This is a genomic window from Nonomuraea sp. NPDC049480 (genome assembly GCF_044465905.1).
Lineage (GTDB): Bacteria > Actinomycetota > Actinomycetes > Streptosporangiales > Streptosporangiaceae > Nonomuraea.
In genome coordinates this window covers 272,713-293,474 of the sequence record NZ_JBITMD010000003.1, presented here as the reverse complement: position 1 = coordinate 293,474, position 20,762 = coordinate 272,713, and the positions used below count along the sequence as shown (strand labels likewise).

Below are 20,762 nucleotides of genomic sequence, written 5' to 3'. Positions count from 1 at the left end.
CTCAGATGTTCCTGACGTTCCCGGTAAAGGCGTATGCCCCATCGGGTGAGCGCCATCGCGGCATGCGATCAGGTCCAGGTGGAGCCGGCCGGGCGGGCTCGGTGCAAAGCCGAGCCCGCCCGGCCGGGGCCGGGCCTGCCCTGGCGCATGGGCCTGCTGACGCAGATCGACTCCCCCTGCTGATCATTCCCTGAACCGGGTCCTGGACGCGGCCACTGGGGAGTGCCTGCCGTGTCCAGGACCCACCGGGCACCTCCGGAAAGGTGACCGAGAAGCCGGTCGGGCCTCCTCGTGGACGAGTTCGGGTACGGCTCATACCTGTCCGGCGGGATGTCGGTCAGTAGACGGAGTCGTCGTGGGCGGCGATCCGCGAACGTTCCGGAGGAAGGAGGTCACGCTCGTCGGCCGGCGCGACTCAGCAGTGCGGTCGCCGCGACGGCGAGCACTGCCAGAAGGGAGAGTGCGACGGCCGGGCCGAGAACCGTCCACGGCGCGAGCTCCGCGTATGACTGGTTCTCCGACAGCAACCGCCCCCATTCAGGTGCGGGCGGCTGCTCGCCGAGCCCGAGGAAACCGAGGGAGGCGAGGACGAGGACGACGGTCGGCAGCCGCAGCAGGGCGTTGCGCAGCAGCGGCGGGACCAGGGCGGGCAACAGATGACGCCGGATCAGGTGGCGGCGGCTCGCCCCCAGGGCGACGGAGGCGGCTATGTGCGTCGCGGCGCGTTCCTGCTCCAGCAGCGCGGCGGTCTGGGCGGCGTACGGGCTCCATCCGACGAGGCAGACGGCCAGCGCCGCGCCGAGCGCCGACGGTCCGGTGACGGCGGTGACCAGCAGACCCGCCAATATCACCGGCAAGGTGGACACGATGTCGGTCAGCCCGGCCGTGACCTGGCGCGCCAGTCCGGCGAGCACACCGAGGACAAGGCTGACGGCGGTGACGGCGAAGGCCAGCGCCGTGGTGCGCAGTGCGCCGTGTCCCAGCCGGGCGAGCAGATCGCGGCCCAGCGCGTCGGTGCCGAGCGGATGCTCGTACGAGGGCGCCAGCAGCCGCCCGGCGGTGTCCACCTGGATGGGGTCACGCAACAGCCCGAGCCCGACGACGGTGGCGAGCAGCAGGGCGCACCCGACGGCCACGACCGGCAGCGCGCGTCCAGCGTCCAGGCCGGGCAGGGCCGGCGATGGCAGCGCCTTCTCGCGTAGAGCGGGGCCGAGCATGGCGCGTCGTGCCAAACGTACGAGCAGTCCCGCGCCGGTGCCGAGCAGGATCAGCGCGAGGCTTCCGCTCTGCAGGACGGGCAGGTCCTGCGCGATGGCGGCATCGAGAGTGAGCATGCCGAGGCCGGGAATGGCGTAGATCTTCTCGACGGCGACCGCTCCCCCGGCCAGGCTGACCACGGTGGGCAGCAGTTGCGGGAGTACGCCGGGCACCGCGCGGCGCAGCACGGCGCGCATGATCCAGCCAGGCGGCATTCCGTTGGCGGTTGCCGCACGGGTCCAGGGCTCACGGAACGCGGCGGGCAACGCCTGGTCGAGCAGTCCGCCGATCATCGCGCCGGAGGGCACACCGAGGGCGAGCGCGGGCAGCACCATCGACGAGGGGCCCTCCCAGCCGTACGGCGGGAACCAGCCCAGGTGCACGCCGAGAACGGTGGAGAGCACGGCTGCGAGCAGGAACTTGGGCAGCGCCGCCACCACCGCCGCGCCGATTCCGGCCCGGTTGCGGGTGAGCCGGCGATGGGCGCCCAACCACAGCGTCCGGGCGCAGACCGTCGCGGCGACGGCGAGGGTGACCATGAGTGCGGCCGAGGTGAGGGTGAGTGAGACGCCGAGCGCGGTGCCCAGGGCGGGCGCCACCCGCTCGCCGGAGACCCAGGAGGTTCCCGCGTCGCCACGTACCAGAGCTCCCAGCCAGTGGCGGATGGCCGCCACCGGACCGGCGTCCAGACCGAGTTGTTCGCGTACGGCGGCCAGCGCCTCGGGGGATGGGTCCTGCTCGCCGGAACGGGCACGCAGGACGGTGAGGGCCACGTCCGTACCGGAGATCCAGGGCAGCAGGGCGATGACGGTTAGCAACCCGGCCCCGGCGAACAGAGCGCCGAACAGCCCGGTCCAACGACCGCCGAAGCCGTGGGACCGGCCGGGGGCCGATGATCGGAGCCGCGAGCCGGCTGTGGTGGCGCTCATGTGGGGGCGCTCTCGTGACCGCTTCGGCTACTTCAACCGGGTGCCGAGGCCTACCAAGGAGCGCTCGCGCGGATCAAGGATGGCACCTTCGACATCGGTGGAGATGCCCTGCAGGACCTTTTCGTGGATGAGCGGCACGACGGCGTCGGTGGAGAGGACGGCGGCTTCGGCGGCCATCACCTTGTCCTGGCGCGTGCCGGCGCCGGACTCGGCGGCGGCTGAAATGGCCCGGTCGACGGCGGGTTCGGCGAGCCGGGCGATGTTGTAGGAGCCTTTGCTGGTGTAGTCGCTGGCCAGGTAGGCGACCGGGTCGCCGGTGTCGAGGAGCGTCACCCGGGAGAAGACCAGCGCGTCGTACTTGCCGGCGAGGAGGTCGGCCTCCATTTGGGTGTATTCGCGGACGTCCTGTTTCACGGTGAATCCGGCCTTCTCCAGTTGTTGCTGGAGCACGCTGGCGACCTCGGGCAGCTCGGTACGGTTGGTGTAGGTGGCCAGTGTGATGGCTTTGCCGCCGGTCTGCTGCTTGACCTGCTCGGCGGTGGCGGCCTTCACGATGTGCTCGACGGCGACGTGCTTGTCCCGGGTCCAGGAGATGGCGGGGCCGAACAGTCCCTGGGCGGCGTCGGCGTAGCCGCCGAAGACGCTGTACACGAGCGCGGTGGGCTCGACGGCCTCGCGGGCGGCGGCGCGCATCGCGGCGTCCCGGAAGACACCGCTGCCGGTGTTGAGCACCAGGCTGTCGGTTCGGGTGGACGGGACCTCGTGGAGGGTTCCGGGTGCCAGGAGCTTGGCCTGGGACGTGGGGATCCACTCGGCGATGTCGACGGATCCGCCGCGCAGGGCGTTGGCGCGAGCGGTGCCGTCGGCGATCCACGAAACGTCGATGCCGGCGGCCTTGGCCTTGCCGCCCCAGTAGCCGTCGAAGCGGTCAAGGGTGACTTGGGTCTTGCCACTGAGCTTGGTGATCTTGAAGGGTCCGGTGCCGGTACCGATCGGGCTGACGGCGCCGTTGGATCCATACGCCTTCGGAGAGAGGATGCCCAGGGCGGGAGAGGCCAGGCGCAGCGGCAGGACGGGGTCGACGGTGCCGGTGGTGAGGACGACGGTGTCGGCGTCCTGCGCCTTGGCGGTCAGCTCGATGTCGCTCAGCACGCGCGGTGCCGGCTCGGCGTCGGAAGCGTGCGCGAGAGCGTTCGCGACGACCTCGGCGGTGACCTTCGTCCCGTCCTGAAATTGGGCGTCGCGTAGTTCGAAGGTCCAGGTGGTGTCGTTGGCCTGTTTCCAGGAAGCGGCGAGTGCGGGGTTCGCGGTGCCGTCAGCGTCGAGCCTGGTCAGGCCCTCGACGACGGAGAGCTTGCCCAGTACCGTGGCGTCGTTGCTGTACGGGGAGAGGCCCTGGGCCGGCGGCACGGCCAGGGCGACTCTGATGCGCTGCTCGGATGGGGCGCCGCCTCTGCCTGCGGAGCCATCCGAGAAGCAGCCGGTGAGTAGCGGGGTAAGGAGCAGCGCCGCGGCGAGACGGAGGGGGATTTTGCGCATATAAGTAGTCCTGTGGTGCCTGGTGTTGGCTAAGTCCGAATAAGGCTAGCCTAACTTAACTGTTTCGTTTTCAATCAACCGCCTGGCGGTCAGCGGGAGCCGAGGCGAAGGACGTCGAGGGCCGTCAGGGCCACGTGCAGCTCGGTGCGCCGCTGCCCGGACTCCAAATCACAGCCGAGCAGCCGTTGGATGGTGTGCAGCCGCTGGTAGAGGGTCTGCCGCGACAGATCCGCCGCATGGGCGGCGACCGTCTTGCTGCCTGCGGCGTCCAGGTAGTGCCGCAACGTGGACACGAGGTCGGTGTTGTGCCTGTGGTCGTAGTCGATGAGCGGGCCCACCTGCCGCTCCACATAGCCCTGGAGGCGCACGTCCGAGCGCAGCGCGTACAGCAGCTGCCGCAGCCCGATGTCCGACAGCTCGTGGTACGGCTTGCCGGAAGACGTACCGGGCAGGGCCGACTCCGCGACGTGAGAGGCGTCCCGGAAGGACCGCGCGGCCTGGGAGAGGCCGGCCACTTCCGAGCCGACGCTCACAACCGCTTGCGGGACCAGTTCCATGGCGGCGCGGCCGATCAGCTCGACCGCGGGCCTCCACTGCTTGGTGTGCCGCAGCCCGACCAGCACACCGATCCGTCCGGCACCCACCTCACCCACGAGCGCGGGGACGCCGGCCGCCGTAACGTCCTTCACCAGGCTTTCCTCGAGTTCCGCGATGCTGACGGCGGACTCGTCGCCGGGCAGGTCCACGAGGACCGCGACGTAGCGGCAGTCGCGGGTGGGCAGGCCGAGCGCCGCCGCGCGGACCGCCGCCTCGCCGGCGGTCCGGTAGCGCTGCTCGGCCAGGTCCAGCAGGGCCCCGCGGTGCGCTCCGCGCTCCCAGGCCACCGGATGGACGATGCGGGAGATCGCCAGGGACATCGCCGCCCGTTCCAGCACCGTCGTGTCCTCCTGACCGAACGCTCTGCCCGCTGGCCCGCGCGCATGCTCGGCAGTCCGGTCGGGCAGCATGACCACGCGCCCGCAGCGCTCCCCCCGGTATTCCACCGGGCACACCAGCCATCCTTCGGGGCCGCTCACCGCCGCGGAGTCGGCCGGCGGCGTCGTGCGGGAGCGCCGCTCCCAATCCGTGAGGACTTCCTCCACGGTGCGGGCCGACGGCTCGCAGATCAGCGCCTGGTGCACCTGGTTCTCCAGCACGACTGCCCGGCCGCTCATCTCGGCCGCGGCCCGCATCACCTCTGCGGCCCCGGCACCCCGCAAGGTCAGGCCGGTGAACGTCTCGTGGATCTCCTGTGTCCGGCGCAGCGTCTCCACCTGGTTGCCGAGCACCAGCTCGTGGACGACCTGGGTGACCTCCAGGAAGTTGACGTCCCTGGACAACAGCACCAGCGGCAGATCATGTGCCCTGCATGCGCGCACCAGCTCCTCGGGCGGGCGGTGGTAGCGCCGGACAAGCTCCAGAACGAGACCGGCGGCGCCGACCGTGGCCAGCTCGTCGACGTAGCGGCGCACCAGCGCGGGTTCGCGGGGCAGCGGCATGCCCGTGGTCAGGACCAGCTCGCCGCCTTTGAGGAACGACGCCGGGTCGGTCAGCTCTGTGATGTGCACCCAGCGGACCGAGCGCCCGAGCTGTGACTCGCCCGCGACCACCTGGGGCCGGCCGGCCGCCATGACGGGTAGGGCAAGCACATCGGCGACGGTGAGCACGCGGCCGCGCACCGGCGCCGCGGCCGGCGATGGGACCTGATCCGGTGCTCCTGTCATGGCTCCTCACGGTACGTGACCCGGGTGGCCTGCTGGAACGCCAGGTTGACACTTCGTCCAGAGCGGGGTCGCGGGGCGGACATGTCATCCGTTGCCCGGCCATTGCGGCTCGGCGATGCTCGGATGCCAACGCGACCGACGACCAGCAGGCTGGGAGACGAGTATGACCAATTTGTCGCCGCACCTCCGCCAGGCGACTCCCGTGGTGGCGGTCCGCGGTGAGGGCGTCCACCTGTACGGCGAGGACGGCCGCCGCTATCTGGATTTCACCGCGGGCATCGGGGTCACCAGCACCGGCCACTGCCACCCCCGGGTCGTCGCCGCGGCCCAGGAACAGGTCGCCACGCTCATCCACGGTCAATACACGACCGTCATGCACCAGCCGCTCCAGCAGCTGGTCGCCGAACTGGGCGAAGTGCTCCCGGCCGGGCTGGACAGTCTGTTCTTCACCAACTCCGGCAGCGAGGCGGTGGAGGCAGCGCTGCGCCTGGCCCGCCAGGCGACCGGCCGGCCCAACATCGTGGTCTGTCATGGCGGCTTCCACGGCCGGACCGTGGCGGCGGCGTCCATGACGACGTCGGGCACCCGTTTCCGTTCCGGGTTCGCGCCGCTGATGCCGGGCGTGGTGGTCACGCCGTTCCCAGCCGCCTACCGGTATGGCTGGGACGAGGACACGGCGACCCGCTTCGCCCTCCAGGAGCTCGACTACGTGTTGCAGACGATCTCCTCGCCTGCCGACACGGCGGCGGTCGTCGTGGAGCCGGTGCTCGGCGAGGGTGGATACGTGCCGGCGACGCGCGCCTTCATGGAAGGGCTGCGGGAACGGGCGGACCGGCACGGGTTCCTGCTCGTCATGGACGAGGTGCAGACGGGTGTGGGTCGCACCGGGCGGTTCTGGGGGCACGAGCACTTCGGCGTCGCCCCGGACATCCTGGTCACAGCCAAGGGCCTGGCCAGCGGCTTCCCGCTGTCCGGCATCGCCGCCTCCGAAGAGCTCATGAGCGGTGCCTGGCCGGGGTCGCAGGGCGGCACGTACGGCGCCAACGCCGTCGCCTGCGCGGCCGCCGTCGCCACCCTGCGCACGGTCCGCGAGGAACGCCTCGTGGAGAACGCCGAGGCCATGGGCAAGCGACTGCGCGCCGGGCTGGAGGAGGTGGCCGCCGAGCACTCCTGCATCGGCGACGTGCGCGGGCTGGGCCTGATGCTGGCCGGCGAATTCGTCACCGAGGACGGCCGGCCCGCTCCCGAGATCGCCGCCCGCGTCCAGCAGGCGGCCATCGAGGAAGGACTCTTGCTGCTCCTGTGCGGCGCCTGGAACAACGTCGTGCGCATGATCCCGGCGCTGGTCATCGACGAGACGGGAGTGGACGAGGGCCTCCGCGCCTGGAGCTCGGCGGTGCGGGCCGGAGTGTCCGGCAGATGACCGGCAGGCCCGGCGACGCCTCGCGCGTGTCCCACCGGCCCGCATCCGCCCGAGAGCTGCTGGATGTGCTCGGGCGGACCGCTCCCGGGCTGGACGTGGAGACGGACGTGGGCCGGCGCGCGCAGTACGCCTACGACGCCTCCAACTATCGGGTGCCGCCGCTGGCCGTCTCCTTCCCCCGGTCGGCCGGCGACGTGCGCGCCGTCGTCCGGGCCTGCCACGAACTCGGAATCCCCGTCACCGCACGCGGCGGCGGTACCAGCATGGCCGGCAACGCCGTCGGACCGGGCGTCGTACTGGACTTCTCCCGCCACATGCGCCGCGTCCTGGACCTCGACCCCCGCACGCGCACCGCCCGCGTGGAGGCCGGTGTCGTCCTGGACGACCTGCGCGCGCTGGCCGCACGCGAAGGGCTGACGTTCGGCCCCGACCCGTCCTCGCACAGCCGCTGCACCCTCGGCGGCATGATCGGCAACGACGCGTGCGGCAACCGGTCGGTCCGGCACGGACGCACGAGCGCGCACGTGGAGTCCCTGGAGATCGTGACGGCCGACGGCGTCCTGGCGTACGCCGAGCGCGGCGGGCTGCGTGCCGCCGACCCTGCCGACGACGAGCGGATCGCCCAACTGGAGAAGGACCTGCGGCGGCTCGTCGAGGAGAATCTCGCGCCGATCCGCACCGAGCTCGGCCGCATCCCGCGGCAGGTCTCCGGCTACCAGCTCCAGCACCTGCTGCCCGAACGCGGTTTCGACGTCCCCCGCGCTCTCGTCGGCACCGAGGGCACCTGCGTGCTGGTCGCGGGGGCCACCGTGCGCCTGGTGCCGCAGCCTTCGGCCACCGCCCTGCTCGTGCTCGGCTACGACGACGTGGTCGCCGCCGCCGAGGACGTGCCGGAGATCCTGAACTGGTCGCCCACCGCTGTCGAAGGCATGGACGAGGCCATCGTCGGCACCATGCGGGCCCGTCGCGGCCCGGGCTCGGTCACCGGCCTGCCGGACGGGCGTGCCTGGCTGTACGTCGAACTAGACGACGACGTCGGTGACGGCGGTGCGCCCGATGTGACGGCGGCGGTCGCGGCGCGGGCCCGCGACCTGCTCGGCGTACTGCGTTCGCGCGGGCGGCTGGTGGCCGGTCGGGTGGTGGAGAGCGATGCCGAACGCAGGTCCCTGTGGCGGGTTCGCGAGGACGGCGCCGGTCTGGCCGCCCGCCTGGTGGACGGTGGCGAGTCGTGGCCGGGCTGGGAGGACGCGGCCGTCGAGCCGGCGAACCTCGCCGCCTACCTGCGAGACTTCCGCGCCCTGCTGGCGGCGCACAGGCTGGGCGGCGTGCTGTACGGGCACTTCGGAGCCGGCTGCGTCCACGTGCGCATCGACTTCGACTGGTCCACGGACGGCGGCAGGGCGGCGGCGCGGCGATTCCTGCGCGAGGCGGCGAGGCTGGTCACCGGGCACGGCGGCACTCTGTCGGGAGAGCACGGCGACGGCCGCGCCCGCGGCGAGCTGCTGGAAGTGATGTACGGGCGGCGCATGCTGGAGCTGTTCGCGGCCGTCAAGCAGGTCTTCGATCCGGTGGGGCTGCTCAACCCCGGCGTGATCGTCGCCCCGGCGCCGCTGGACGCCGACCTGGCGCTCGACACGCCGCCCGGCGCGCGGGCGTGGCCGACCCTGACGCTCTTCCCGCAGGACAGCGACGGTTTCGCCGGGGCGGTGCGCCGCTGCGTGGGCGTCGGCCGCTGCCGTTCCAGTGCGGGCGGCGTCATGTGCCCCAGCTACCGCGCCACCCGGGACGAGCGCGACTCAACGCGTGGCAGGGCGCGCGTGCTGCAGGAGATGCTGCGTGGCGAGACCGTCACGGACGGCTGGCGTTCGCGGGAGGTGCGTGACGCGCTCGACCTGTGCCTGTCGTGCAAGGCCTGCTCGACCGACTGCCCCACGGGCGTTGACATGGCCACTTACAAGGCGGAGTTCCTGCACCGGCACTACCGCGGCCGGCCGCGGCCCCGTGCTCACTACTCCCTGGGCTGGCTGCCCGCGGCCGCGCGTGTGGCCACCCTGGCGGCCGGACCGGTCAACGCGCTGCTACGCGGCCCGGCCGGGCGGCTGCTGGCCCGGCTGGGCGGCATCGCGCCGCAGCGACGGCTGCCCGCGTTCGCCCCCAGGAAGTCCCTGCGCGCCGCCCTCGCCGCTACTCCCCCAGGCGTGCGGGAGCCCGAGGCGGTGTTGTTCATCGACAGTTTCACTGCGGCGTTCCGGCCAGGCGTGGCGGCGGCCATCTCCCGGGTTCTCGCCGCCGCCGGCGTGCCGGCCACGCCACAAGCAGGACTGTGCTGCGGGCTGACCTGGATCAGCACCGGCCAGCTGGCCGTGGCGCGCCGCATCATGGCGCGTACGGTCGCGCGGCTCGACGGCGGTCCGCACGCGGGGCTTCCGATCGTGGTGCCCGAGCCGAGCTGCGCGGCTGCACTCGCCCACGACCTCCCCAGGTTGCTCGGCACCGAGGCCGCCGAGCGGGTGGCGCGCCGGGTCCACACGCTCACCGCTGCCCTGGACGAACTCGCCTCGCCCGGATGGGAGCCGCCCCCGCTGCCCGGCCGGGTCGTGCTGCAGACCCACTGCCACGAATACGCCCAGTTCCCCGGGCACCGGCCGCGTGACCTGCTGCGCCGCCTCGGCGTGCGGGAGGTCGCCGAGGCGGAGGGCTGCTGCGGCCTGGCGGGCAACTTCGGCTTCGAGGCCCAGCACTACGACACCTCCATGGCCGTCGCCGACCTGGCCCTGCGCCCCAAGCTGGACGAAATGCGCGACGGGGTGGTGGTGGCCGACGGATTCGGCTGCGCCACCCAGGTCGAGCACCTCGGAGCGGACCGGGGCATCGCCGCCCTGCACCTGGCGGAGCTGCTCGACCCGGGGCCTGAGACGCAGACAGACACAACAGCTGAACGAAAGGCAGGCTCATAATGTCCACACCCATCGAACGGGTGCCGAAGCGGCTGTTCATCGCCGGCCAGTGGGCCGACGCCGCGTCCGGCGCCACCATGCCCGTCGAAGACCCCGCCACCGGCCAGATCCTCTGTCACGTGGCCGACGCCGGCCCCGAGGACGGGCGGCGCGCCGAGGAGGCGGCGGTCGCCGCACAGGAGGAGTGGGCGCGTACCGCGCCGCGTGCCCGCAGCGAGATCCTGCGCCGGGCGTACGACATCATCATCTCCCGCACCGACGAGCTGGCCCTGCTCATGACGTCTGAGATGGGCAAGCCGCTCGCGGAGGCGCGGGGCGAGGTGGCGTATGCGGCGGAGTTCTTCCGCTGGTTCTCCGAGGAGGCGGTGCGGATCGAGGGCGCGTACGGCACCCTGCCCGACGGCCGCAACCGCATGCTGCTCATGCGCCGGCCGGTCGGGCCCTGCCTGCTGATCACCCCGTGGAACTTCCCGCTCGCCATGGGCACCCGCAAGATCGGCCCGGCGATCGCCGCCGGCTGCACGATGGTGCTCAAGCCCGCGCCACAGACGCCGCTGTCGACTCTCGCGCTGGCCGCCATCCTGCAGGAGGCGGGACTGCCCGACGGCGTGCTGAACGTCGTCCCCACCTCCGGCCCCGGCGCGCTGGTGGAGCCGATGCTGCGCGGCGGGCGCATCCGCAAGCTGTCCTTCACCGGATCCACGCAGGTGGGGCGCACGCTGCTGACCCAGTGCGCCGACACCGTCGTGCGCACCTCCCTGGAGCTGGGCGGCAACGCGCCGTTCATCGTCTTCGGCGACGCCGACCTGGACGTGGCCGTGGACGGCGCGATGGTGGCGAAGATGCGCAACATGGGCGAAGCGTGCACCGCCGCCAACCGGTTCTTCGTGCACACCTCCGTCGCCGACGAGTTCGCGGCACGGCTCGCCGAGCGCATGGGGTCGCTGGTCGTGGGGCCGGGCACCGAGCCCGGCGTGGACGTCGGCCCGCTCATCGACCAGGCCGGCCGGGCAAAGGTCGCCGACCTCGTCGCCGACGCCGTCGAACGCGGCGCGAAAGTGCTGGCCGGTGGAGAGACCCCGGACGGTCCCGGCTGCTTCTACCCGCCCACGGTCCTCACGGGCGTCGATCCCGGCTCCCGGCTGATGGGCACCGAGATCTTCGGGCCGGTGGCGGCCGTGCTGACCTTCGACGACGAGGACGAGGTCGTCCGGGCCGCCAACGACACCGAGTGGGGGCTGGTCGCGTACGTGTTCACCCGGGATCTGAGCCGCGCGTTGCGTGTGGGCGAGCGGCTGGAGGTGGGCATGGTGGGCCTCAACACCGGACTGGTGTCCAACCCGGCGGCGCCCTTCGGCGGCGTCAAACAGTCGGGGCTGGGCAGGGAGGGCGGCCGGGTCGGCATCGAGGAGTTTCTCGAGTACAAGTACCTCGCCATACCGGCGTGAACGGCCGTCCCCTTCTGGTCGCCCTGCATGACGGCACGCCGCTGCCGCGCCCTGAACGCGTCGAGGCGCTGGCCGACGTCAGTCACGTCGGCCAGGACGGCCTGGCTGACGCCTTGCCCGGTGCGGACGTGCTGCTCGTGGGCGGTGCCGGGTTCACCGGCATCGCGCGGGCCTGGCCGGCTGACCCGGCGCTAGCGCCGCGCTGGGTCCACGTGGCCGCCACCGGCGTGGAACACGTGCTGTTCGACGCGCTGGTGCGCGACCCCGGACTCACCTTGACCAACTCGCGCGGCATCTACGACGAGGCGATCGCCGAGTACGTCCTCGGCCTGATCATCGCCATGGCGAAAGACCTGCCGGGCACTCTCGCTCACCAGCGGCGGCGCGAGTGGCGATGGCGGGAGAGCGAGCGGATCGGCGGCCGGACCGTCCTGGTGGCCGGCACGGGGCCGATCGGCCGGGCCATCGCCCGCCTGCTGCGGGCCGCCGGTATGCGGGTCAGCGGCGCGGGCCGTACCGGTCGATCCGGCGATCCCGACTTCGGGACCGTGTACGGCGGCGGCGAGCTGCTCGGCGTGCTCGGCGGGGCCGACTACGTCGTGCTGGCCGCGCCCCTCACCCCGCAGACACGCGGGATGATCGACGAGCGGGCGCTGCGGGCCATGAAACCCACCGCCCGGCTCGTCAACGTGGGCCGCGGCGGGCTGGTCTTGCAGGACGCTCTCGTGGACGCGCTGCGCCGCGGTCGGCTCGCCGGGGCGGCGCTGGACGTCTTCGAGGAGGAGCCGCTACCGGGCAATTCGCCGCTCTGGGACCTGCCCGGAGTGATCGTCTCGCCGCACATGGCGGGTGACGTGCACGGCTGGCGGGAGGCGCAGGCCGAGCTGTTCCTCGACAACCTGCGCCGTTACCTCGCCGGCCGGCCGCTGCGCAACGTCGTGGACAAGGGAAGGGGTTATGTCACCGGCTGAGCCGGCGGGCGGTGATCTCCGCCGCCGTGTCGGCGACCAGGCGGCTCAGCTCGGGCAGCCGGTCCTCGTCGAAGCGCGAGTCCGGCATGGACACCGCCACCGCGGCGAGCGGCGTGCCGTTCGCCTCCAGGATCGGCGCCGCGATGGCGCAGACGTCCGCACGGTACTGGTTGCGGTTCACCGCGTACCCATCTCTCCGGACCTGCGCCAGCTCGGAGCGCAGCTCGGCGGGGTCGGTGACGCTCGCCTCACCGTAGCTCTCCAGCCCGCGGGCGACGACCTCGGCCACTTCGTTCGCGCTCAGGTGGGCGAGCACCACACGGCCGACCGCGGTGGCATGCAGCGGCGAGGTGTCGCCGATCTGGTGAAAAGTGCGCACTGGCCGGTCGCAGTCGACCCGGTCCACCACGACCATGCAGTGCAGCCCGTCCGGCACCGACAGGTGGATCGTCTCGTTGACCACGTCACGCAGCCGCACCATGGGCTCGCGCGCGGCGGCGAACAGGCTGGCGCCCTGAAGGGCGGCCGGGCGGACCGCCAGCACCCGCGCGCCGATCTCCCACCGGGTCGTGTCGCCCCGGCTGGCCCGCAACCATCCGGCCTCGTGCAACGTCACCAGCGTGCGTTGCACTGTCGACTTGGGGAGACCGAAGTGCTTGGCCAGCTCGCCCACGGTCACCGGCTGCTGCTGCGCGACGGCCTCCAGGATCCGGAGGCTGCGCGTCACGCTCTTCATCTCCACACGATCTCCCCAGGTAAATAGCAGGTAACCACCGGTACACACCCTCTTGACGGGGAAGCTGCCGCGTCTTAATAATGCCAAATAGTAGCATGCCGTTCCACAATGTGGCACGGCGGTGCCGGGGCCCGACACACGGAGCGGGCCGTTCCCCATCCAAGTCATCCACCGGAGCGCTGGTCAATGGCCGGTATCCCTCCCCCGAAAGGAATCCCCTGTGGCAGCGAGGAAGCGTGTCGCGGTCGTCGGTGTCGGGACGATGGGCAGCCAGGCCGCCTGGCGGCTGGCCGCCCGCGGAGCCGAGGTCGTCGGCTTCGACCGTTTCGCCCCCGGACACGACCGCGGCGCCGCGGGCGGCGAGACGCGGATCTTCCGCAGCGCCCACTTCGAGGACTCCCGGTACGTGCCGCTGCTCAAGCACGCCGACGCCCTGTGGGAGCGGCTCCAGGAGGAGACCGGTCGCGAGCTGCGCCGCCTGACCGGCTGCCTGCTCATGGGGCCGACCGAGCACCACCAGATGGCCACCGTCCTTCACTCCATCGCCGAGCACGACCTCGACCACGAGGTGATCGACGCCGAAGCGCTGGCCAAGCGATTCCCGCAGTACCGCATCGAGGACGGCGACGCCGCCGTCCTCGACCGCCACGCGGGGTTCCTGCGCCCGGAGCTGACCGTCCTGTCGGCCGCGCGCCGCGCTGAAGAGCTGGGCGCCAAGATCCACCGCTACACGCCCGTCCGGGAGATCGCCCCCTCCGGCGACGGGGTGGTGATCAGCACCGACGCGGGGAGCGAGCGCTTCGACGCGGCGGTGGTGACCGTCGGCCCGTGGGTCAACGACCTGCTGCCGGAGCTGCCGTGGGAGGTCGACATCCGGCGGGTGATCAGCGCCTGGTTCGTGCCGGTCGGCGACACCTGGGCCGGCGAGGAGCGGCCGGCGTTCATCCGCACCGCGCCCGTCCACTGCTACGGCCTGCCCTCGCCCGACGGAGTCACGGTGAAGATGGGCCTGTCGCGGCAGTTGCACCGGCCGGTGGCCGACCCCAACAGCCTCGACCGCACGGTGCAGCCGGAGGAGCTGGACGTCTTCACCGAGCTGCTGCGGCGCCACCTGCCCGGCCTGCTCCCCGACCCGGTGCGGCTGTCGGTCTTCATGGAGGGCTACACCGAGAGCAGCCGGCCCCTCGTCGGCCCGCTGCCCGGCGCCGAGAACGCGATCCTGCTGGCCGGGTTCTCGGGCCACGGCTTCAAGCTGTCGCCCGCCATGGGCGACATCGCCGCCGACCTGGCCCTGGACGGCGAGACCGAGCAACCCATCGAGTTCCTGTCAACCGTCGGCCGCACGGCCGCCTGAATGAGGTATGAGATGACCTGGACCATCGCCACCCTGACCGCCGAACCCGGCGCCAAGACCAGCGGCACCGTTACCGTGGACCTCGGCACGACCACCGCCGACGTCCCGCTGATCCTCATCCACGGCTCCCGTCCCGGCCCCACCGTGGTCATCACCGGCGGGGTCCACGGCGGCGAGTTCGCCGGGATCGCCGCCGCGGCTGAGCTCGCGGCCCGGCTCGAGCCAGGCGACGTGCTCGGCCGGATCGCGATCTGCCCCGTCTCCAACCCGCCCGCCGCATACGGGGGCCGCCTCAACGTCTCGCCGCTCGACGGCGTCAACATCAACCGGGTCTTCCCCGGCGACCCCGCCGGCGGGCCGACCGAGCGGATGGCCGCCTGGCTGTTCGAGCACCTCATCACCGGCGCCGACGCCTACGCCGACCTGCACAGCGGCGGCATCGACCAGACCCTGCTCGACTTCGTCGGCTACCGTCTCACCGGCGACGCCGTCCTCGACGCCAAGACCCGGGCGATGGCCCACGCCGTCGGCTACGAGTACGTGGTGTTCGGCCGCTCCGCCGACGGCGGCAACAGCCACGCCGCCGCCAACCGCCTCGGCATCCCCGCCGTCCTCATCGAGACCGGCCAGCGCGGCGACCGCGACCCGGCCACCGTGCGGACCCTGCTGGATGCCCTGCACCGGCTGCTGCACCACCTCGGCGCACTCGACGACCCCGCGCCCGCACCGGCGGCCACGCCCTCACCCGAGTGGGAGTGGACGGGCTTCGTGGACTCGCCCGCCACCGGCCTGTGGTACCCGGAGGCCGCCACCGGCGACGAGGTCACCGAAGGGCAGACCATCGGCCGGATCATCGACCCCCTCGGCGGCGGCGAACACAAGGTCACCGCCACGGCCACCGGAACGATCCTCTACGGCATGAACGGCCTCACCGTCGTCCCCGGCACCGAGCTGGCGGCCATCGCCGTCCTCGCCTGACCACTCCGCGAACCGCGACCATCCCCCATCCCGGAGGTACCGCCATGACAGATTCACCGATCGGAAGGCGGGCGCTGCTGCGCGGGGCCGCCGCGCTGGCCGCCCTGCCGGCGCTCGCCGCCTGCGGCACCGGCACCAGCCGCTCCACTGGCGCCGGCGTCTCCACCGGCTCGAGCGCCAAAACGGTGGCCGTCCGCAACAGTGGAGGTGCCTACGGCGAGGCCCTCAAGAAGGCGATCTACGACCCGTTCACCAAGGAGACCGGCATCACCGTCCAGGTCGCCAACCTCGACGGCGCCCAGGTCCTGGCCCAGATCAATCAGGGTCGCCCCCAGGTCGACCTCATCGACATCACGATGATGGACGGCGCCAAGTTCGTCCAGGAGAATGCCCTGGAGAAGCTGGACCTCGACCGGATCAAGAACCTCAAGATCGCCAAACTGCCCGAGAACCAGATCACCGAGTACGCCGTCGCCCACAGCTTCTACGCCCAGTGCATGGCGTACCGCACCGACGCCTTCGACGGCCGTAAGCCGGAGTCCTGGGCCGACTTCTGGGACGCCAAGGCTTTCCAGGGCGGCCGCTCGATGTGCAACCCGGACGCCGACCTGCCCGAGCTGGAGTTCGCGCTGCTGGCCGACGGCGTCCCGATGGACCAGCTGTACCCGCTCGACGTGGACCGCGCCTTCAAGGCGCTGGACCGGATCAAGTCCGGCGTCAAGAAGTACTGGGACAGCGGCCCCCTCCCCGGCATGCTGCTCACCCGCCAGGAGGTGACCATGACCACCGTCTGGCACGGCCGCCTCGCCGACCTGCTCAAGCAGGGCGTCCCGGTCGCGGCCCAGCTCAACGGCGCCCGCCGCCAGTTCCAGGGCTACGCCATCGCCAAGGGCGCGGCCAGCCTGGACGCCGCCTACCAGCTCTTCGACTACTCGATGCACCCCGACGTCCAGGCCCGCCTGGCCATGGCGTACCCGACGAACCCGTCTTCCCCCGCGGCGTACGACAAGATCAGCGAGGAGGTCCGCAACGGCCTCGCTGGCGCGCCGCAGTACTACGACAAGAGCTTCGACGCGGACATCGACTGGTGGCTGAAGAACGAGGCGGCCATCAGCAAGCGCTGGCTGGGGTGGGCTCGTGGCTGAGTTCGGGGTGGCCGGACCGTCCGTCGAGGTGGCCGGCGCCAAGACGGCCACCTCGACCGGCAAACCGCTGTCGGTGGTGGCCCTGCGCAAGACGTACGGGGACGTCGTCGCCGTCGACGAGGCGTCCATGGAGATCGCGGCCGGGGAGTTCGTCACCTTCCTCGGCGCCTCCGGGTCGGGCAAGACCACGACCCTGATGATGATCGCCGGTTTCTGCGAGCCGGATTCCGGCACCATCACCGTCGGGGACCGCGACGTCACGCGGCTCGCGCCGCAGAAGCGGAACCTCGGTTTCGTCTTCCAGCAGTACCTGCTCTTCCCGCACATGAGCGTGAGCGAGAACGTCGCCTTCCCGCTCACGCTGCGCGGAGTGCCCAAGGGCGAGATCCGCAGGCGGGTCGGGCAGACGCTGGAGATCGCGGGCCTGTCCGGGTTCGGCGGCCGCAAGCCGCGCGAGCTGTCCGGTGGTCAGCAGCAGCGCGTCGCTCTGTGCCGGGCGCTGGTCTACCGCCCGCCGGTCATCCTGATGGACGAGCCGCTCGGCGCGCTGGACAAGAAGCTGCGCGACCAGCTCCAGGTGGAGATCAAGACCATCCAGCAGGAACTCGGTCTGACCGTCATCTATGTGACGCACGATCAGGAAGAAGCGCTGGTCATGTCGGATCGCATCGCGGTGATGCGCAACGGCCTGATCGAGCAGTTCGACACCCCGCGGGAGCTGTTCGAGCGGCCCAGGACCCCCTTCGTCGCGGACTTCCTCGGCGCGGCCAACTTCCTGCCCGGCCGCATCGAGCAGCACACCGACGAGTACACCCTGGTCCGCCTCGACGAGTCCGGCGGCCTGCTGAAGGCACGGCGCCACCAGCTGGCCTCCGGCACCCCGGTCAAGGTCGCCGTCCAGCCGGGCCGGCTGCGGGCCTGTGCCACCGACGACGGCTTCTGCATCGGCACGGTGGAGAGCGCCACGTACGTGGGCACCCTGGTCCGCGCGGGTGTGCGGGTCGACGGCGGTGACGCCCCGCTGTTGCGCCTGGAAGTACCGGCCGGCCGCGGACCCGTCACCGGCGAGCGGGTCGGGATCAGCGCGGATCCCGACGACGTCAACCTCTTCGCCAGCGAACAGGACGGGTGAGCCATGGCCGCCACCCTCGCCGGCGCCCCCGCCCGCCCCCGCAAGCTCCTGGCCTCCCGCAGGACCCGGATCGGGATCCTCTACGCGCTGCCGGCCGTGGTCTACCTGCTGGTGCTGTTCGTCTACCCGATCTTCAGCACGCTGCTGCTCAGCGTGAAGGACCTCGACGGGGCCCTGACGCTGAACTGGTACGTCGACGCGCTGACGGGCGTGAACCTGTCGGTGCTGTTCACCACGCTGCGGATCTCCGCCGAGACGGCGCTGTTCAGCCTGGTCATCGGGTTCCTCCTGGCGAATGCGATCTCCCGGCTGGGGCCTCTGCTGGCCGGACTCGCCATGCTGATCGTCGTCGTCCCGCACTTCATCAGCGCCCTGGTGCGCACCTACGGATGGATCATCATGCTCGGCGACAAGGGCCTGGTGAACCAGGTCCTCGTCGGCCTGGGGATCCCCGGGGCGCCGTACCAGCTGCTCTACAACGAGATCGGCGTGGTCATCGGCACCACCGCGGTGATGCTGCCGTACACCGTGCTGTTGCTGTACGGGGTGATGCGCGGCGTGGACCGCAGGCTGCTCGCCGCCGCGGCCAGCATGGGGGCCGGCCGCCTGGTCATCTTCCGCCGGGTCTATCTCCCGCTGGTCGCTCCCGGACTGGCCACGGCCGGACTGCTCAGCTTCATCCTCTCGCTGGGCTACTACATCACCCCGGCCCTGATGGGCAGCCCCAACCAGACGATGATCGCCACCCTCATCAACCAGCAGGTGATGAAGGAGAACCGGTGGAACGGGGCGGCCGCCGAGGGCGTCATCCTGCTGCTGCTGACCTTCGCCGGTCTGCTTCTGGTCAAGCTCGTCAGCTCCCTCGGCGAGGCGAAGAAGAGGAGCGCGTCATGATCGGACTGCGTAGCACCCTCACCGGGCGGATCGCGCTGACCGCGGCCGCCACCGTGATCCTGCTGTTCCTGGCGCTGCCGATCGTCGTGATCGTCGTCACCTCGTTCAGCAAGAGCGCCTTCGCATCGTTCCCGCCGGACTCCTGGTCGCTCGGCTGGTACCAGGCGCTGTTCGCCGACGGCAGCAAATGGCCGGGCGCGCTGTCGCTGAGCGCCTTCATCGCCTCGATCAGCACCGTGTTCTCACTGATCATCGGTGTGACCGCGGCGACCGCGCTGACCCGCAGCGAACTGCCGCTGCGCTCCGCGGTCTACGCCCTGGTCCTGGGGCCGCTGGTCATCCCGCACATCGTCACCGCCCTGGGCCTGTTCCTGCTCTTCGAGCCCGCCTCGATGCTGGGCAGCCCGCTCGCGATCGCCCTGGGGCACACCGTGATGGCCTCGCCGATCGCGGTGCTGATCCTCGTCGCGACGCTGCGCGGGATCGATGAACGCCTGGAGGACGCCGCGGCGAGCATGGGAGCGGGCCGCCTGACGATCGCCCGGCGGATCACCTTCCCCCTGGCCGCGCCGGGGATGGTCGCGGCGGCGATCTTCTCTTTCATCACCAGTTTCGATGATTTCTACGTCTCCCAGTTCCTGTCTTCCGTCGGCACCCTCACCCTGCCGGTGCAGATCTACAACTCCTTGATGTTCGACATCGATCCCAGCGTGACCGCGGTCAGCGCGCTGCTGATCGCCTTCGCGATCCTCGCCCTCGTGCTGGTCGGGCTGGTGCGCTGGCTCGGCTCCGGCCGGCAGAACGCCCTGCTGTCGGTCGAAACCGCCACGGCCCTCGGTGCTCCGGGCAAGGAGGCGCTGTGAACGCCACCCGGGCAGCGGAGCGGCACCTGCTGCTCAACATGACCGCGAACGGCTCGCTCGGCGAGGGCGGCAAGGAACTGTTCGTCGTGACCCGTGGCGACGGCCCCTACGTGTACGACTCGGGCGGCACCCGCTACATCGACGGCATGTCCGGGCTCTACTGCGCCCAGCTCGGCTACGGCTACGCCGGTGAGATCGCCGAGGCGGCCGAGCGGCAGCTGCGCGAGCTGTGCTACAGCCCCCTGTGGACCGCCTCCGCGCACCCGGCGGCCCTGGAACTGGCCAGGCGGCTCGCCGGCCTCGCCCCTGACGGGATGGAGCACACGTTCTTCAGCAGCGGCGGCGCCGAAGCCGTCGAGACCGCCTGGAAGATCGTGCGCCGCTACCACGTGTTGCGTGGTGAGCCCGGCCGGACCAAGGCGCTGGCCAGGCGCGGCGCCTACCACGGGCTCACCCTGGGCGCCCTGTCGTTCACCGACCACCCCGAGCTCAAGGAGCCGTACGGACCCCCCGCCGTGCCGACCACGTTCGTCGCCAACACCAACCGTGCCCTGTTGCCGGAGCCGCTGGACGACGCCGCGTTCACAGCCCACCTGCTGGCGGACGCCGAGGCCGCGATCCTGGGGGCGGGCCCGGAGAACGTCGCGATGTTCATCGCCGAGCCGGTGCAGAACCGCGGCGGCTGCATTCCCCCGCCCGCGGGCTACTGGGAGGGGCTGCGCCGCCTGGCCGACCGGTACGGGTTCCTGCTCGTCGCCGACGAGGTCATCACCGGGTTCGGCCGGCTCGGCGAGTGGTTCGGCGGCGACCGCTACGGCGCCCGGCCCGACCTGATCACCCTGGCCAAGGGCATCACGGCCGGCTACGCCCCGATGGGCGCCACCATGGTCAGCGCCCGCGTCGCCGAGGTGCTGAACCGGCCGGGCGAGGTGCTCAATCACGGCTACACCTTCTCCGGGCACCCGCTGTGCGCCGCCATCGCGCTGCGCGCCCTCGACATCATGGAACGCGACCGGGTGCTGGACAACGTCCGCGCCCACCAAGAGCACCTGGCCAAGCGCATGATCGCGCTCGGCGCCCTGCCGATCGTCGCCGACGTGCGCGGCGCAGGCTACTTCTACGCCGTCGAGCTGGCCGGCGACCGCGAGGGCGGCGCATTCAGCGAGGCGGCGCGGGCGGCGCTCATCCACGACCTCATCCCACGCCGGCTGCGCGAGGCAGGCTTGCTGGCCCGCGTCTACGACCGGGCCGCCCCCCTGGTTCAGATCGCCCCACCGCTGATCGCCGAAGCCGACCTGCTCGACCGGATCGCCGACATCATCGCCGCCACGCTCGACGAGGCGTCGCACCGGCTCATTTCCTTGGAAAGGTAG

At 71.6% G+C, this 20,762-nt stretch carries 16 protein-coding genes; 12 read left to right on the top strand and 4 right to left on the bottom strand.

The window, feature by feature from the left end:
- Window positions 1-45 precede the first annotated feature (45 nt).
- A complete protein-coding gene (locus ACIBX3_RS11135; RefSeq protein ID WP_397115568.1) occupies window positions 46-183 on the top strand; it encodes a hypothetical protein in 138 nt (45 codons plus the stop codon).
- A 209-nt stretch (window positions 184-392) separates the two neighbouring features.
- Here the strand turns inward: ACIBX3_RS11135 and ACIBX3_RS11130 are convergent, their stop codons facing one another.
- From ACIBX3_RS11130 to ACIBX3_RS11120, 3 genes are all read right to left on the bottom strand, one after another.
- A complete protein-coding gene (locus ACIBX3_RS11130; RefSeq protein WP_397115566.1) occupies window positions 393-2,186 on the bottom strand; it encodes an ABC transporter permease subunit in 1,794 nt (597 codons plus the stop codon).
- A gap of 27 nt (window positions 2,187-2,213) precedes the next feature.
- Entirely contained in the window at window positions 2,214-3,725 is a 1,512-nt protein-coding gene (locus ACIBX3_RS11125) for an ABC transporter substrate-binding protein (RefSeq protein WP_397115564.1), read from the bottom strand.
- Between the two features lie 89 nt (window positions 3,726-3,814).
- The gene (locus ACIBX3_RS11120; RefSeq protein ID WP_397115562.1) at window positions 3,815-5,488 is read right to left on the bottom strand and encodes a PucR family transcriptional regulator; all 1,674 of its coding nucleotides are present in this window, start codon (window positions 5,486-5,488) and stop codon (window positions 3,815-3,817) included.
- Between the two features lie 163 nt (window positions 5,489-5,651).
- On the opposite strand from ACIBX3_RS11120, the gene ACIBX3_RS11115 reads away from it, so the two are divergent.
- From ACIBX3_RS11115 to ACIBX3_RS11100, 4 genes are read left to right on the top strand one after another with little or no spacing between them, the layout of a single operon-like run.
- Complete coding sequence (locus tag ACIBX3_RS11115; protein ID WP_397115560.1) at window positions 5,652-6,911, top strand: aspartate aminotransferase family protein; 1,260 nt, start codon at window positions 5,652-5,654, stop codon at window positions 6,909-6,911.
- Complete coding sequence (locus tag ACIBX3_RS11110) at window positions 6,908-9,868, top strand: FAD-binding and (Fe-S)-binding domain-containing protein (protein WP_397115558.1); 2,961 nt, start codon at window positions 6,908-6,910, stop codon at window positions 9,866-9,868. Before ACIBX3_RS11115 ends, ACIBX3_RS11110 begins: the two co-directional genes overlap by 4 nt.
- Window positions 9,868-11,316 (top strand): NAD-dependent succinate-semialdehyde dehydrogenase, encoded by a 1,449-nt coding sequence (locus ACIBX3_RS11105; protein ID WP_397115556.1) that lies wholly within the window; start codon window positions 9,868-9,870, stop codon window positions 11,314-11,316. Before ACIBX3_RS11110 ends, ACIBX3_RS11105 begins: the two co-directional genes overlap by 1 nt.
- Window positions 11,313-12,287, top strand: a complete 975-nt coding sequence (locus ACIBX3_RS11100) for a D-2-hydroxyacid dehydrogenase (protein WP_397115554.1) — start codon at window positions 11,313-11,315, stop codon at window positions 12,285-12,287. Before ACIBX3_RS11105 ends, ACIBX3_RS11100 begins: the two co-directional genes overlap by 4 nt.
- Here ACIBX3_RS11100 and ACIBX3_RS11095 read toward each other — a convergent pair.
- Entirely contained in the window at window positions 12,277-13,023 is a 747-nt protein-coding gene (locus ACIBX3_RS11095; protein WP_397115552.1) for an IclR family transcriptional regulator, read from the bottom strand. The two genes, ACIBX3_RS11100 and ACIBX3_RS11095, sit on opposite strands and share 11 nt — an antisense overlap.
- 220 nt (window positions 13,024-13,243) lie before the next feature.
- On the opposite strand from ACIBX3_RS11095, the gene solA reads away from it, so the two are divergent.
- The 7 genes from solA to ACIBX3_RS11060 are packed head-to-tail and all read left to right on the top strand — an operon-like array spanning window position 13,244 to window position 20,762.
- Window positions 13,244-14,377 carry an N-methyl-L-tryptophan oxidase gene (solA, locus tag ACIBX3_RS11090; protein WP_397115550.1) on the top strand — a complete coding sequence of 378 codons (1,134 nt, stop codon included), beginning with the start codon at window positions 13,244-13,246 and terminating at the stop codon, window positions 14,375-14,377.
- A 12-nt stretch (window positions 14,378-14,389) separates the two neighbouring features.
- Window positions 14,390-15,355, top strand: a complete 966-nt coding sequence (locus ACIBX3_RS11085; protein WP_397115548.1) for a succinylglutamate desuccinylase/aspartoacylase family protein — start codon at window positions 14,390-14,392, stop codon at window positions 15,353-15,355.
- A gap of 44 nt (window positions 15,356-15,399) precedes the next feature.
- Window positions 15,400-16,500, top strand: coding sequence for an ABC transporter substrate-binding protein (locus ACIBX3_RS11080; protein ID WP_397115546.1), 1,101 nt, complete (start codon window positions 15,400-15,402; stop codon window positions 16,498-16,500).
- Entirely contained in the window at window positions 16,493-17,632 is a 1,140-nt protein-coding gene (locus ACIBX3_RS11075; RefSeq protein ID WP_397115544.1) for an ABC transporter ATP-binding protein, read from the top strand. Before ACIBX3_RS11080 ends, ACIBX3_RS11075 begins: the two co-directional genes overlap by 8 nt.
- A 3-nt stretch (window positions 17,633-17,635) precedes the next feature.
- Window positions 17,636-18,526, top strand: coding sequence for an ABC transporter permease (locus tag ACIBX3_RS11070; protein ID WP_397115542.1), 891 nt, complete (start codon window positions 17,636-17,638; stop codon window positions 18,524-18,526).
- Window positions 18,523-19,389 (top strand): ABC transporter permease, encoded by an 867-nt coding sequence (locus tag ACIBX3_RS11065; protein ID WP_397115540.1) that lies wholly within the window; start codon window positions 18,523-18,525, stop codon window positions 19,387-19,389. Before ACIBX3_RS11070 ends, ACIBX3_RS11065 begins: the two co-directional genes overlap by 4 nt.
- On the top strand, window positions 19,386-20,762 hold the full coding sequence (locus ACIBX3_RS11060; RefSeq protein ID WP_397115538.1) for an aminotransferase class III-fold pyridoxal phosphate-dependent enzyme: 1,377 nt from the start codon (window positions 19,386-19,388) through the stop codon (window positions 20,760-20,762). Before ACIBX3_RS11065 ends, ACIBX3_RS11060 begins: the two co-directional genes overlap by 4 nt.

Bases quoted from the DNA above. Each gene is read 5' to 3' on its own strand.
- ACIBX3_RS11070 (WP_397115542.1), top strand. From the start codon at position 17,636: ATGGCCGCCACCCTCGCCGGCGCCCCCGCCCGCCCCCGCAAGCTCCTG.
- ACIBX3_RS11130 (WP_397115566.1), bottom strand. From the start codon at position 2,186: ATGAGCGCCACCACAGCCGGCTCGCGGCTCCGATCATCGGCCCCCGGC.
- ACIBX3_RS11065 (WP_397115540.1), top strand. From the start codon at position 18,523: ATGATCGGACTGCGTAGCACCCTCACCGGGCGGATCGCGCTGACCGCG.
- ACIBX3_RS11085 (WP_397115548.1), top strand. From the start codon at position 14,390: ATGACCTGGACCATCGCCACCCTGACCGCCGAACCCGGCGCCAAGACC.
- ACIBX3_RS11080 (WP_397115546.1), top strand. From the start codon at position 15,400: ATGACAGATTCACCGATCGGAAGGCGGGCGCTGCTGCGCGGGGCCGCC.
- ACIBX3_RS11120 (WP_397115562.1), bottom strand. From the start codon at position 5,488: ATGACAGGAGCACCGGATCAGGTCCCATCGCCGGCCGCGGCGCCGGTG.
- ACIBX3_RS11110 (WP_397115558.1), top strand. From the start codon at position 6,908: ATGACCGGCAGGCCCGGCGACGCCTCGCGCGTGTCCCACCGGCCCGCA.
- ACIBX3_RS11095 (WP_397115552.1), bottom strand. From the start codon at position 13,023: ATGAAGAGCGTGACGCGCAGCCTCCGGATCCTGGAGGCCGTCGCGCAG.
- ACIBX3_RS11115 (WP_397115560.1), top strand. From the start codon at position 5,652: ATGACCAATTTGTCGCCGCACCTCCGCCAGGCGACTCCCGTGGTGGCG.
- ACIBX3_RS11105 (WP_397115556.1), top strand. From the start codon at position 9,868: ATGTCCACACCCATCGAACGGGTGCCGAAGCGGCTGTTCATCGCCGGC.
- ACIBX3_RS11125 (WP_397115564.1), bottom strand. From the start codon at position 3,725: ATGCGCAAAATCCCCCTCCGTCTCGCCGCGGCGCTGCTCCTTACCCCG.